The sequence below is a fragment of the Brevibacillus brevis genome, from assembly GCF_022026395.1.
In the GTDB taxonomy this organism is placed as follows: domain Bacteria; phylum Bacillota; class Bacilli; order Brevibacillales; family Brevibacillaceae; genus Brevibacillus.
In genome coordinates this window covers 5,136,823-5,149,914 of sequence record NZ_CP041767.1, presented here as the reverse complement: position 1 = coordinate 5,149,914, position 13,092 = coordinate 5,136,823, and the positions used below count along the sequence as shown (strand labels likewise).

The following is a 13,092-nucleotide window of genomic DNA, read 5'->3' as shown; positions in this document are numbered from 1 at the left end:
GAGGCGGTCATGTACGAAACGATTCTTTATGAAGTGTCAGAAGGCGTAGCAGTGGTGACGTTGAACCGTCCGGACAAATTTAATGCGTTTACAGCCGTCATGAACAAGGAAATCACCGATGCATTAAAGCAAGCCCAGAAAGATGCGGACGTGCGTTGCATCGTTCTTACCGGAGCTGGGCGGGCGTTCAATGCGGGTCAGGATCTTGGTGACGTTTCTAGAGAAGGAGATGTGGATTACGGTGGTTTCTTGCGGGATCGCTATAATCCCATGATCCTCCAGTTTCAAAAAACAGAGAAGCCAATCATCGCAGCGGTAAACGGGGTAGCGGCTGGTGCCGGCATGAGTGTTGCGCTGGCGTGCGATATTCGTCTGGCTTCGGAAAAGGCATCCTTCGTCAATGCTTTTGTCAACATCGGGCTCGTTCCTGATTCAGGAGGCTGCTACTTCTTGCCGCGCATCGTCGGGATCGGCAAGGCGTTGGAACTGGCGATGACGGGGGAAAAGGTTTCCGCTGAGGAAGCACTGCGAATTGGATTGGTCAATCAGGTGTACCCAGCGGAGAGCTTCATGGAAGATGCGTTGGCGTATGCGCGCAAGCTGGCGTTCCTGCCGACGAAGGGAATTGGTTTGATCAAGCGCACGATGTACAAAGGGCTTGAGCTGGGGTTGGAAGAGACCTTGGAATATGAAGCTTTTGCACAAGAAGCGGCTGGCAGCACAGCGGATCATAAAGAAGGGGTCACCGCTTTCATGGAAAAACGTGCGCCTCGTTTTACAGGCCGTTAGAGGCGAAGGGAGGCAAGCCCAAGTGAGTACGAAAACAGTAGGCGTCATCGGGGCGGGAACAATGGGAGCGGGAATCGCTCTCGTCTGTGCTCGCAAAGGACATCAGGTCATGCTGCTGGATGCAAATCAGGCGGTGCTGGACAAAGCGCTTGTCTATTTGGAATCGATCCTGACAAAAGACGTGGAGAAAAACAAAATCAGTGAACAAGAAATGACAGAGACGCTAGATCTGGTCCATCTCGTATCGGAAATGGAGCAGTTGGCAGATTGCGATATCGTCATCGAAGCAGTGCCAGAGCGTCTTGATTTGAAAAAAAGCATTTTCAGCCAGCTTTCTGGGATTTGCAGAGAGGATTCCCTTTTACTAACGAATACTTCCTCTATCTCAATAACGGAGATTGCAGGAGGGCTTTCGCATCCCGAGCGCATTCTCGGATTTCATTTTTTCAATCCGGCACCCGTTATGCCTTTGGTTGAGGTAATTCGCGGGAAAAAATCGAGCGAGGAAAATGTGGAGGTGGCGTATCGATTTGCGCAAGAGTTGGGCAAGGTGCCTGTTCTGGTGACGGACACTCCTGGCTTTATCGTCAATCGCATCGCACGTCCTTATTATAATGAAGCATTGCGCATCCTGGGCGATCATGTGGCAGGTGTGGAGCAGATTGATCGGATTATGAAGCTGGCTGGCGGATTCAAAATGGGACCGTTTGAGCTGCAAGACATGATTGGCATCGACATCAATTTTGCCACCACCAAATCGGTTTATACCGACTTCTTCCATGAAGGACGATTTAAGCCTAGCCGGATTCAGCAACAAATGGTTCAATCCGGCAGCCTGGGCAGAAAGACGGGGGAAGGCTTCTATGACTACAACAAATAAGGCTGTATTGCTCGTGGGCACAAGCCCGCTGTACGCAGAGTTGAATGATTTGATGGTGGAAAGAGGCTATCAGGTGCTTACGCTTGCAGAAGCGATGGCGGAACCTGAGCTGGTTGAATTGGCTGTAGAGGTAAATAGCATCGATATGCAGGCGAAGAAGAGGCAAATACGCGAGCTGGATGACCTATTGCCACCAAACGTACCGATCATCACGACTTCGCTCGCGATTACAGCGACAGAAGTAGCGTCCTGGACACAGCATCCTGAACGCGTCTGCGGATTTGGAACGCTCGTGCCCTTGGTTGAACGGGAGCTGATCGAGATTGCTCCTGCCTTGCAAACGGAGCTGGAAACGATTCAAGCAACGGAAGGCTTCTTTCAATCGCTCGGGAAAGCGACAGAAAACGTAAACGACGAGGTAGGTCTCGTGTTCCCACGCATTTTAACACTCATTATCAACGAGGCTGCCTTTACTCTGATGGAAAAAGCAGCAACCGCTACTGATATCGATATCGCAATGAAAAAAGGCACCAACTACCCATACGGCCCTCTCGAATGGGCAGATCGCATCGGGTTGGATGAGATTTTTGCGATATCGAGAGGCTTGCAGCGCGACCTGGCCGAGGAGCGCTATCGCACAGCGCCGCTATTACGCAAGCTGGTGCTGGCGGGGCGAGTCGGCGTACGCAGTGGGCAAGGCTTTTACACGTACGAGGACAAAGTGGGTGTAGAGGCATGAGCTTGATTAACAAGGAGGTGTACGTAGCAGCAGCAGTACGTACACCAATCGGCAAGCTGGGTGGAAGTCTGAAAAACACCCCTATCGACGACCTGACAGCTATTGTCTTGAATGGAGCGCTTGCGAAGGCAGGACAATCCGGTGAGATTGTGGATGGGGTCATCATGGGTAACGTCATATCGGCCGGACCGTTTATTAACATTGCACGCGTTGGTTTGTTGAAAGCAGGGCTTCCTGACACCATACCTGGATTGACTGTGAATCGGGTGTGTGCATCCGGGCTAGAGGCAGTCAATTTGGCTGCACAGTCCATCCAGGCAGGACATAGTCAGGTCATGCTGGCGGGCGGTGTAGAGAATTTGACTCGTTCACCGTACATCATGGAAAAATTCGAGCAGCCGTATCAACGCGGCGGACAGACGCTGATCGAGTCTTTTGGCGGACCACGTTCTGCTCCTGTCTCGCTCTATGGCGATCTGACCATGGGAGATACAGCAGAAAACGTGGCGGAGCAATTCGGCATCAGTCGAGAGGATCAGGATCGTTTTGCAGCAGAGAGCCAGTCTCGGGCTATCAACGCGATAGATGCAGGTCTGTTCCGCGATGAGATTATTCCCATCACGTTAAAAGGGAAAAAAGGGGAAGAGACGCTGTTTGATACCGATGAATTCCCAAGAAGAGATTCCAGTGTGGAGTCATTGTCCAAGCTGCGACCTGCCTTCCGAAAAGAGGGTAGCGTTACAGCAGGCAACTCCTCCGGTATCAATGATGGCGCAGCGGCTTTGCTCTTGATGAACGAAGAAATGCTGCAAAAGACAGGCGTCGCTCCTTTGGGGCGCATTGTTCATTTCGTCAGTGCTGGTGTTGATCCGCGCATCATGGGCATTGGTCCGGTCGCTGCGATTCGCAAGCTGCTTGCCGAAACGAACATGACCGTAGAGCAAATCGACCTGTTTGAGTTAAATGAAGCTTTTGCTTCCCAGTCACTTGCTTGCATACGCGAGCTGGGGCTGGATCCTTTGAAAACCAATGTAAACGGTGGAGCAATCGCCTTGGGCCATCCGCTCGGAATGAGCGGTGCCCGCTTGGCAGGTACGATTCTTTTCGAGCTGAGACGTCGCCAAAAGAAATACGGAATCGTGTCGTTGTGCATAGGCGGTGGTCAAGGATTGGCCACGTTAGTAGAAGCGCTATAGAAAAAAGCCCTCGTGCATGAGAGGAGTGGAAGAATGAGTACACCTGTCATTATAGATGCTGTGCGCACGCCAATCGGCCGTATTGGTGGTGCGTTGAAGGATGTGCGCCCGGATGACCTGGGCGCATTGGTGATTCAAAAGTTGCTGGAACGAAACGCCATCGATCCGAAGACGATAGATGATGTCATCATGGGCTGTGCCAATCAGGCTGGGGAAGACAACCGCAACGTCGCGCGTATGTCACTTCTATTGGCGGGATTGCCTGTCGAGGTGCCGGGAGTGACAGTAAACCGTCTGTGCGGCTCAGGGCTGGAGGCTGTGAACCAAAGCGCGAATGCAATCAAAGCCGGAGCAGGTCACGTCTATATCGCGGGCGGGACAGAGAGCATGACACGCTCTCCGCTGGTGATGATGAAGCCTGGCACGGCTTTTCAGCGCGGTAATCAGCAGTTAGTCGATACGACGTTGGGCTGGCGATTGGTTAACGAAAAAATGAAAGAGATGTATCCGCCGATCAGTCTAGGAGAAACAGCGGAGAAGGTAGCGGAGCAATACGGCATAAGCCGCGAAGCGCAGGATGAGTTTGCTTTGCGCAGTCAGCAAAATTACGCACGTGCCTTGGCAGAAGGAAAGTGGGATGCCGAGATCGTTCCGGTAGAGCTGAAAGGGCGCAAAGGCGAGGTCACGCTGTTTGCTCAGGATGAGCATGCACGTCCAGAGACGACTATCGAACAGTTGCAAAAACTTAAACCAGCATTCCAAGCAGATGGTAGCGTCACAGCAGGCAACTCCAGCGGTCTAAACGATGGAGCCTGCGCTCTGCTCATCATGGAACAGGAAGCGGCTCTTGCGGCTGGCTTGAAGCCTCGTGCAAGAATCGTTGCCTCCGCAGTAGCAGGTGTTGATCCATCCGTGATGGGAATTGGGCCAGTACCTGCTACGCGAAAAGTACTGAAGCAGGCAGGCTTGTCACTTACGCAGATTGATCTGTTCGAATTCAACGAGGCTTTTGCGGCGCAGGCAGTGGCAAGCGTACGCGAGCTGGGGGTCAACCCTGATCTGGTCAACGTAAACGGCGGAGCGATTGCTTTGGGGCATCCGCTCGGGTGTAGCGGAGCGCGCATCCTTACTACTCTTTTGTATGAAATGGAGCGTCGGGATGCCCGTTACGGGTTGGCTGCGATGTGCATTGGAGTTGGGCAGGGGATTGCGACGATTATCGAGCGTGTGTAGCTTGGGCGCAGATAGGGAGGCAGATACTCTTGATAGATAGACTGCAGCCGGGTACGACGGAAGAATTTACTGTCACAGTGACAAAGGACATGCTGCCTGTTTTTGAAGGCCAAGTGGTGCACCCTGTGATGTCGACAGTCAGTATGATTTATTACATGGAATGGGCGGGAAGGCGCGTCATTTTGCCGTGCCTGGGAGATGATGAAGAGGGCTCGGGATTTGCTGTCGACATCAAGCATGTCGGACCAGCTATGATTGGTCAGGAGGTCACGTTCCGGGCTACCTGTGTGCAGGTTACCGAAAAACGCGTAGTGTGCGAGGTTACGGCGGACACTACGCGCAATCGTGTAGGGCTCGGGACGTTCGTCCAGGCTATCTTCAAAAAGGATGAGATCAAGCGGCGTTTTGAGGCCTTGCAAGCTGAGATCAACGAGGAAGTACATGGGAAATCATAAATTTGACAGAATAAATTGACTCTTTTAAAATGTTTTACTATAATTACGTTTAAATAACGTTATATGATTTTATCGTCATATACTCTCGATCGATTCACGCACTTCCTACAGAATATGGTACAATTTCACACAGCATATAGGTATGAATCGATTTGGGGGTAGAAGAAACGTGAAGCCACAATCCATGCTTTTTACAATTTACGGTGAATACGTCCGCCATTATGGAAGCGAAATCTGGATTGGTAGTCTAACCAAGCTGATGGGGGAATTCGGACTGTCGGAGCCGGCTGTTCGTGCAGCGATCTCCCGGATGCTTCGCCAAGGCTGGCTGGAATCGCGAAAAGTAGGGAACCGCAGCTTCTACTCGGTATCTGAGCGCGGCAAAAAGCGGCTGGAAGAGGCAGCGGCACGTATTTATAAGGTCGAGACAGATGTGTGGGACGGGAAATGGTGCATTGCCAGCTACAATATCCCCGAGGAGCGTCGAGCGCTGCGTGATCAATTGCGCAAGGAGCTGGGCTGGATGGGCTTCGGGATGCTGACAACCAGCACATGGATCAGTCCGAATAATCTCAGTGATCGTGTGAAGGACCTGACGGAAGCGCACGAGATTACAGAGTATGTGGAGATCTTTACATCCGAGCATATGGGCTGGAGCAATCCGAAGCAGCTCGTGCAGAAATGCTGGGATATCGATGAAATCAATGAGAAGTACAAGGCCTTCATCGATGACTACCGAGAAGAATATGAGCAGCTTTCAGCAAAACTGGGCAATGGAGAAGAGGTTCCAGACAGCCATTGCTTCGTGGAAAAGACAAAGCTCGTCCACCAATACCGCAAGTTCTTGTTCATCGATCCTGATTTGCCGCAGGAATTGTTGCCAGAGCTGTGGTTGGGCAAAGAGGCGGATCAGTTGTTCCAAAATTACTACCAGCTATTAAATCCAGGGGCAGTACGATTCTTCGAGACCGTGTATGAAGCTGCGCCATCCGCATAGGCGAAAGCTGCGAAGGAAAGGCCCTAGCACGTCTAGGGTCTTTTTTCATAAATATTTTTCCATTATTTATAATGTAAGCGTTTTACTTGGGTGTAGTTTGGTGGACGCGAAACAAAGGGGGTACAGCACGAATATGACGGAATTGCTGCAGTACGTTGCAAACGGCCTCGTCAGTGGCGGGATTTACGCGATCGTAGCGGTTGGTTTCATCACGATTTACAACGTAAGCAAGGTGATCAATCTGGCGCAGGGTGAATTTTTGATGCTGGGCGGGATGGTTACAGTCGCCTTGATTGGCATGAATCTCCCGTATGGCTTGGCGGCATTGCTCGCGATCCTCATGGTCACCTTGATCGGTGTTTTGATGCAGAAATATGTAATCGCTTACGTCAAAAAGGCTAATCCGATTAGTTTGATTATTTTGACGATAGGAATCTCCACACTGATTCGTGGCATTGCCAGCTTCATTTGGGGAAAAGATGCGTTTGCACTCGAACCGATTACGAGCAATGAACCGATCTCAATCGGGGGCGTGATGATTGCACAACAAAGTATCTGGATTTTGGCCGCTGTTCTTATCATTCTTTTTTTACTGTGGTACTTGATGGACAAGACGATTCTCGGCAAAAAAATCAACGCCTGTTCGGTAAACCCGATGGCAGCTCGCTTGATGGGGATTAGCCCGACAAAGATGAGTATGCTGGCCTTTGCCATCAGTGGAGCGACAGGAGCGATAGCGGGAATCGTGATCGCGCCGCTTTCCGTAACGTCCTATGATATTGGTGTGTTGCTTGGAATCAAAGGCTTTTCCGCAGCCATTCTTGGCGGACTGGGAAATCCACTGGGGGCAGCCGTAGCCGCCTTTTTACTCGGGATTGTCGAGTCGCTGGGAGCTGGTTACATCAGCTCCGGTATGAAGGACGCGATCGCCTTTCTGGTGTTGATCGGCATGCTGTTGATCAAGCCATCCGGCATCTTTGGAGAACGCAGCGTTGGAAAAGGAGGGCTATGATGAAGCAGATCATCGATAAGTGGGGCAAAAGCATAGGAATCTACCTGTTTTTGATGATTCTTTTCCCATTCGTGATGCCAGATGAATACTATCGTTCTGTTGGAATTATTATCGGTCTTCAAGCAATCGTAACCATCGGGTTATGCCTCGTGATGGGGCTCGCGGGACAAATTTCGCTGGGACAAGCAGCATTTTGGGGGATAGGCGCCTATACCTCCGCAGTATTGACGACGAAGTACGGTCTACCCCCATTTATCGGCCTGATAGCTGCTGCGATTGTTCCAGGGTTATTCGCCTTTATCCTTGGGCGGGCGATAGCGGGGCTGCAAGGTTACTACCTTGCGATGGCGACACTCGCATTTGGCTACATCGTCCAGATCGGGATTACGGAGTGGGAGCCGGTCACAGGGGGAGCAAATGGGATGATCAGCATTCCGCAAATGACTTTCTTTGGTGGAAGCGAGCTATCCATGTACTTTTTGATTTGGGGAGTCGTCACTTGTGTGCTGCTCTTCTCACTTAATCTCTTGAATTCACGTGTCGGCAGAGCGTTTCGGGCGATTCACAAAAGTGAGATTGCCGCGACCTCCATGGGAATTGATGTCCGCAAGTTCAAGTTGAATGCCTTTGTCGTAAGCGGCATGTTCGCTGGTATTTCCGGCGGCCTGTACGCCCATTACATGGGAATTCTCGATCCGCAGCCGTTTGGACTGCACGAGTCGATCAAGTTTTTGACGATGGTCGTCATCGGCGGGATGACAAGCATCTGGGGCGCGTTGATCGGGACGATCCTGATTGGTTTTATCAGTGAAGCGCTGGTTCTCTTGAGTGAAGTAGTGCCAGGCTTGCAGGGGGATGTGGACACGATTGTATTCGGTGCGATTCTCGTGCTGTTCATCATGTTCATGCCAGAAGGATTGGTTCCGCGCATCCGGACTGCTTTCGAAAAAGGGCAGGCCAAAAAGGCGAAGGCCATGGCTGACGAAGCACAGCGAAAGCAGCAGGTGGAAAGGAAGGCTGCAACATGACAACACTTTTGGATGTGCAAAAGCTTTCTCGTGATTTTGGCGGCGTACGGGCAGTGAATCAAGTAGATTTTCAGGTGCGGGAAGGAGAGATTCTCGCGCTGATCGGTCCGAATGGCGCTGGAAAAAGCACGGTGCTCAACATGGTGTCAGGTGTGATCCCGCCTTCGGAAGGAGAGATTCGCTTTAGCAGCCATCCGCTTACACGTGTGCAAGGCTATGAATATGCCGGATTGGGTATCACGCGAACCTTTCAAAACCTCCAGACCTTTGACGATATGACCGTCTTGGAAAACGTGATGGTCGGCATGCATACCAAGACAAGCGCGAGTCTCTTTTCCTGCGGCATGAATCTGGCAAAGTCCCGCAAGGAAGAGAAGATGATGCAGGAGCAGGCACAGACGTGGATAGAGAATGTAGGTCTGGCAGAGGAAGCGACCTCTTTGGCTGGGAGCTTGCCATACGGGAAGCTGCGGTTGATGGAGATTGCCCGCGCGATGGTAGCCAAACCACGGCTGCTCTTGTTGGACGAGCCTGCTGCGGGTCTGAATCATACCGAGACGGCGGAGATGAGCCGTATGTTTTGCGAGATTCGCGACAACGGAACGGCTATTTTGCTAGTGGAGCATGACATGGACATGATCATGTCGATTGCAGACCGCATCGTTGTATTGGATCAAGGATCAAAAATCGCAGAAGGAACCCCACGTGAAATTCAGGAGAACCCGCGAGTGATTGCGGCGTATCTGGGTGCAGAATGAAGCGCGAAAGAGGTGGAACATGATGGGGAAGATAGTCCTTACAGTAGACAACATCACGGCTCGCTACGGCCCGGTAGAAGTGCTGCACGGCATTAACCTGCAGGTGAATGAGGGAGAAATCGTCTCCCTGTTAGGCGCAAATGGGGCGGGCAAAACGACGCTTTTGAACTGTATCTGCGGTCTGCACGGCGACAAGGAAGGCAAGATTTGGTTTCGTGACGCGGACATTACGCGTGTCCCTGCGGAGCTGGTGGTACCTCGGGGCATGGCGCATGTACCGGAGCGCAGACAAATTTTTTCCACGCTGACCGTGGAGGACAATTTGTGGCTGGGTGCCTCGCATCGGATGCCCAAGACGAACAAAAAGGAAATTGCCAAAGAAATGGAGACGGTGTATGAACGTTTTCCCATTTTGGCAGAGCGGAAATGGCAGCTCGGAGGAACGCTTTCCGGAGGGCAGCAGCAGATGCTTGCCATTGGCAGAGCGCTCTTGTCTCGACCGCAGCTCCTCTTGTTGGACGAGCCTTCGCTAGGATTGGCTCCATTGATTGCCAAAGAAATCCTGACGATTGTACAGGAGATTCGCTCGGAGTGGGGCACCACAGTGTTGTTGGTCGAGCAAAATGCTCGCGCAGCGCTCGCAATTTCCGACAGGGCATATGTACTCAGTACGGGAACCGTCATGCTGGAAGGGAAGGCAGACGAGATTAGCAATGACCCGCGTGTTCAATCTGCTTATTTGGGTAGCTCCCACGAAGCAGTGTAGCCAACATAGCAGTTTGATCAAGATCAACCACATACATGAGGGGGTACACCCATGAAAAAACGAGCATTCAAGAATTGGTTATTACCGGCAGCAGTCGCTTCACTTGTTTTCTTAAGTGCCTGTGGAGGCGGCGCCACGCCAGCAGCAGAGTCGGGCACTGGTGGTGCCAGCAAGGATCCGATCAAGGTCGGCGCTATTTTCTCACTAACGGGTCCGAACAGTCCGCTCGGCGTACCGGAGAAGCAAGCGGTAGAGCTGTTGGTAAAAGAAATCAACGGCGCAGGCGGAGTAGATGGTCGACCGCTGGAAGTTATTTTTGAAGATGACAAGTCTGACAATACAGAAGCGGTAAAAGCGATCAAAAAACTCGCTTCGAAAGAAAAGGTCGTAGCTGTACTCGGCTCCTCAGGCAGTGGTCCGTCTCTCGGGATGGCTGAGTATGCTGCAGCAGAAAAGCTCCCGCTGATCTCAATGGCAGCGGCAGACCAAATCACCAATCCGGTTCGTGCAGGCATCTACAAAACACCGCACACGGACGTACACGGAACGAAGCGCATCTTCAAATATTTGAAGGAAAAAGGCATTACGAAAATTGCTACGCTCAATGACAGCAATCCATACGGAAGTGGCTGGACGACGCAATTGCAAAAATATGCGCCTGAATACGGCATCACGATTGTAGCTGAAGAAAAGTACGGTACAAAAGACCCGTCCATGAGCTCCCAATTGACCAAGATCAAAGGGACTGATGCGCAGGCTCTGATTGTGGCAGGTACGAACCCTGGACCTGCTACGATTGTGAAGGAAGCCAAGCAACTGAACCTCACTATTCCGATCATCAGCAGCCATGGCTCTGCGAACAGCAAATTCCTTGAACTGATTGGAGACGCGGGCGAGGGTGTCCTGATGGTAGCGGGAAAACTGCTCATTCCTGAACAAGTAGCGGCGGACGATCCGCAATCTGCCATCATCAAAAAATTCGTGGATGGCTATCAAGCTGCTTACAATACACAGCCAGACGGATTCGCGGGATATGGTTACGACGGCTTGAATCTGCTCGTGGAAGGCTTGAAGCAGGCAGGCGGCGACACATCCAAACTGGGCGAGGTATTGGAAAAGGTGAAATACGTAGGGGTAACCGGAGAATTCAAGTTCACGGCTGATGATCATAACGGTCTGACAGAAGACAGCATGATCATGGTTGAAGTGAAGGATGGAAAATTCCAGCTCGTTAAATAAGTGAAAAAAGTTCGTTCCCTCCGCGTTGTGAAAAAGAATGCGGGGGGAATCGTTGTTTTCATCACAAGGGTAGGAGGATCATGCATGTCTCAATTGCTGAATAGCGTCTTAATGGTCGCACCGATTTTACAAAAGGCATTTTTGTCCGAATGTATGGTAGGAGTCACTGACAAAGAGAAGTTTCTCGCTTATTATCCGGCACAGGGCTTGAACCTGGGGATTCGCGTAGGAGACGAATTGCGCCCGGGGAGTATCAATGCGACGGCGGTAAAAGAGGGCAAGCGGGTTGTGAAGAAGATTTCCAAAGAGCTGTACGGCATCCCTTATATCGCAGTCGGTTATCCGCTTGTGGAAAACGGGCAAGTGGTCGGTTGCTTGGCGACAGGCGTGACGACTGATCAAGAGGATCGCTTGCATGGCTTGGCTCAAAACTTGACGGACGCGCTGGAAAATATCGCTTCGCACACAGAAAGTCTGGCAAAGGATGCAGACCATTTGGCACAAGCGAGTCACACTTTGAGTGATGCAGCCGGTCAATTAGAGATGAAAATTGCAGAAACGACCCAGATCAACGAATTGATCCGGAATATCTCGACGCGCTCCAATGTACTCGGCTTGAATGCCGTCCTCGAAGCGGCACGTGCAGGGGCTGCTGGTCGCGGCTTTTCCGTGGTCGCAGAGGAAATCCGTCAGCTTTCCCAGACGACGGCTACTTCAGCGAAGGGTATTTTCCAACTTTTGGATGAAATGAATGCACTCGTCGGAACGGTTACTGGCGAAATGGAGAAGACGATGAATCACAGCGTACAGCAGTCGACGCGAATACAGGAGCTGGATGCAGTCATGCAAGAGCTGCGACATATGGCCGAGCAGTTGAAAAAGACAGCAGAAATAACTGGGCGCGGGGAATAGGAGAGTCGCTATGTAAGCGTATTGCAAAAACGTATGACGTTATGTTATTATTGCGTTATAAAAACGTATTATAATTTTACCATAATGCATATCTGATAAAAGGAGGGCGTTCTCCATGCAAATGAGGCTCGAACATGCCGATCTGACTGAAAACGAAAAGTTGGAAGCGTTTTTAGCGAGAATCGATCGCGGGGAAAAAATAGAGGCAGACGATTGGATGCCAGACGATTATCGCAACCAGTTGATCAAGCTGATTTCGATGCATGGCATCAGTGAGATCATGGGTGCCTTGCCGGAAAAAGAATGGGTACCAAAGGCGCCGACACTGCGCAGAAAGCTGGCGATTATGGCGAAGGTCCAGGACGAGATGGGGCATGGTCAATTGCTGCTTCGCGTCGCAGAAGACTTACTTGAGCCATTGGGCAAGTCGCGCGAGGACATCATGAATGATTTGTTTACAAAAAGACTGAAATTTCACAATGTATTCCACATGGAAGCGCCTACCTGGGCTGATGCTGGTGTGATTGGCTGGCTGGTTGACGGAGCGGCTATCATTACGCAATCGATGTCCCTCGATACATCTTATGCACCTTATGCCCGCGCTCTGCATCGGATCTGTGCGGAGGAAAAGTTCCACGCCCAGCACGGGGAGAGCATCGTTTTGGAGTTGGCGGAAGGCACCGATGAACAGCGTCAAATGCTGCAAGATGCTATCCATCGTTGGTGGCCAGCGCTCTTGATGTTTTTCGGACCACCGGAAAACGGCAATATAACGAGCAATCAGGAAGCCAACATGCGTTACAAGATTCGTACACAGACCAATGAAGAATTGCGCCAAGTGTTCCTGAAAAAGTATTTGCCGCGTATTTTCCACCTTGGCTTCACAGTGCCAGACGATACGATTTACTTCGACGAGGCAGAAGACAAATGGGTCTACCAACAGCCTGACTGGGAAGAGTTCAAGCAAATCGTCAAGGGGAACGGACCTCGCTCCGCTCACCGTCTGAATCTTCGGGTAATGTCTTATGAGGAAACCAAATGGGTGCGCGATGCGATTATGTCGTACGGCCGACAAGTAGGGTAGGTGA

General features: G+C 51.3%; 14 protein-coding genes. All 14 read left to right on the top strand.

Annotated features, from left to right (window positions below):
* Window positions 1–9: 9 nt before the first annotated feature.
* A complete protein-coding gene (locus FO446_RS24465) occupies window positions 10–789 on the top strand; it encodes an enoyl-CoA hydratase-related protein (protein ID WP_237899341.1) in 780 nt (259 codons plus the stop codon).
* 22 nt (window positions 790–811) lie between these two features.
* Entirely contained in the window at window positions 812–1,669 is an 858-nt protein-coding gene (locus FO446_RS24460) for a 3-hydroxyacyl-CoA dehydrogenase family protein (RefSeq protein ID WP_237899340.1), read from the top strand.
* Complete coding sequence (locus tag FO446_RS24455) at window positions 1,653–2,408, top strand: 3-hydroxyacyl-CoA dehydrogenase family protein (protein WP_221867810.1); 756 nt, start codon at window positions 1,653–1,655, stop codon at window positions 2,406–2,408. Before FO446_RS24460 ends, FO446_RS24455 begins: the two co-directional genes overlap by 17 nt.
* A complete protein-coding gene (locus FO446_RS24450) occupies window positions 2,405–3,604 on the top strand; it encodes a thiolase family protein (RefSeq protein WP_237899339.1) in 1,200 nt (399 codons plus the stop codon). The genes FO446_RS24455 and FO446_RS24450 overlap by 4 nt, the downstream gene beginning before the upstream one ends.
* 33 nt (window positions 3,605–3,637) lie before the next feature.
* Window positions 3,638–4,837, top strand: coding sequence for a thiolase family protein (locus FO446_RS24445; RefSeq protein WP_173609899.1), 1,200 nt, complete (start codon window positions 3,638–3,640; stop codon window positions 4,835–4,837).
* A gap of 29 nt (window positions 4,838–4,866) precedes the next feature.
* Entirely contained in the window at window positions 4,867–5,292 is a 426-nt protein-coding gene (locus FO446_RS24440; protein ID WP_237899338.1) for a thioesterase family protein, read from the top strand.
* Window positions 5,293–5,461: 169 nt separating this feature from the next.
* Entirely contained in the window at window positions 5,462–6,289 is an 828-nt protein-coding gene (paaX, locus tag FO446_RS24435; RefSeq protein ID WP_173609901.1) for a phenylacetic acid degradation operon negative regulatory protein PaaX, read from the top strand.
* Between the two features lie 133 nt (window positions 6,290–6,422).
* Window positions 6,423–7,301 carry a branched-chain amino acid ABC transporter permease gene (locus tag FO446_RS24430; protein WP_106656170.1) on the top strand — a complete coding sequence of 293 codons (879 nt, stop codon included), beginning with the start codon at window positions 6,423–6,425 and terminating at the stop codon, window positions 7,299–7,301.
* Window positions 7,298–8,329, top strand: a complete 1,032-nt coding sequence (locus tag FO446_RS24425) for a branched-chain amino acid ABC transporter permease (protein WP_233220696.1) — start codon at window positions 7,298–7,300, stop codon at window positions 8,327–8,329. Before FO446_RS24430 ends, FO446_RS24425 begins: the two co-directional genes overlap by 4 nt.
* Window positions 8,326–9,087 (top strand): ABC transporter ATP-binding protein, encoded by a 762-nt coding sequence (locus FO446_RS24420; protein ID WP_237899337.1) that lies wholly within the window; start codon window positions 8,326–8,328, stop codon window positions 9,085–9,087. The genes FO446_RS24425 and FO446_RS24420 overlap by 4 nt, the downstream gene beginning before the upstream one ends.
* 22 nt (window positions 9,088–9,109) lie before the next feature.
* Window positions 9,110–9,853 carry an ABC transporter ATP-binding protein gene (locus FO446_RS24415; RefSeq protein ID WP_232774085.1) on the top strand — a complete coding sequence of 248 codons (744 nt, stop codon included), beginning with the start codon at window positions 9,110–9,112 and terminating at the stop codon, window positions 9,851–9,853.
* Between the two features lie 51 nt (window positions 9,854–9,904).
* Window positions 9,905–11,092 carry an ABC transporter substrate-binding protein gene (locus FO446_RS24410; protein WP_232774054.1) on the top strand — a complete coding sequence of 396 codons (1,188 nt, stop codon included), beginning with the start codon at window positions 9,905–9,907 and terminating at the stop codon, window positions 11,090–11,092.
* Window positions 11,093–11,176: 84 nt separating this feature from the next.
* Window positions 11,177–12,004 carry a methyl-accepting chemotaxis protein gene (locus FO446_RS24405; RefSeq protein WP_173609904.1) on the top strand — a complete coding sequence of 276 codons (828 nt, stop codon included), beginning with the start codon at window positions 11,177–11,179 and terminating at the stop codon, window positions 12,002–12,004.
* A 115-nt stretch (window positions 12,005–12,119) separates the two neighbouring features.
* On the top strand, window positions 12,120–13,088 hold the full coding sequence (gene paaA, locus FO446_RS24400) for a 1,2-phenylacetyl-CoA epoxidase subunit PaaA (RefSeq protein WP_221867816.1): 969 nt from the start codon (window positions 12,120–12,122) through the stop codon (window positions 13,086–13,088).
* Window positions 13,089–13,092: the final 4 nt, after the last annotated feature.

Coding starts and splice junctions, on each gene's coding strand:
- FO446_RS24455 (WP_221867810.1), top strand. CDS start 1,653: ATGACTACAACAAATAAGGCTGTATTGCTCGTGGGCACAAGCCCGCTG.
- FO446_RS24445 (WP_173609899.1), top strand. CDS start 3,638: ATGAGTACACCTGTCATTATAGATGCTGTGCGCACGCCAATCGGCCGT.
- FO446_RS24415 (WP_232774085.1), top strand. CDS start 9,110: ATGGGGAAGATAGTCCTTACAGTAGACAACATCACGGCTCGCTACGGC.
- FO446_RS24425 (WP_233220696.1), top strand. CDS start 7,298: ATGATGAAGCAGATCATCGATAAGTGGGGCAAAAGCATAGGAATCTAC.
- FO446_RS24450 (WP_237899339.1), top strand. CDS start 2,405: ATGAGCTTGATTAACAAGGAGGTGTACGTAGCAGCAGCAGTACGTACA.
- FO446_RS24410 (WP_232774054.1), top strand. CDS start 9,905: ATGAAAAAACGAGCATTCAAGAATTGGTTATTACCGGCAGCAGTCGCT.
- FO446_RS24405 (WP_173609904.1), top strand. CDS start 11,177: ATGTCTCAATTGCTGAATAGCGTCTTAATGGTCGCACCGATTTTACAA.
- paaA (WP_221867816.1), top strand. CDS start 12,120: ATGCAAATGAGGCTCGAACATGCCGATCTGACTGAAAACGAAAAGTTG.
- FO446_RS24430 (WP_106656170.1), top strand. CDS start 6,423: ATGACGGAATTGCTGCAGTACGTTGCAAACGGCCTCGTCAGTGGCGGG.
- FO446_RS24420 (WP_237899337.1), top strand. CDS start 8,326: ATGACAACACTTTTGGATGTGCAAAAGCTTTCTCGTGATTTTGGCGGC.
- FO446_RS24465 (WP_237899341.1), top strand. CDS start 10: ATGTACGAAACGATTCTTTATGAAGTGTCAGAAGGCGTAGCAGTGGTG.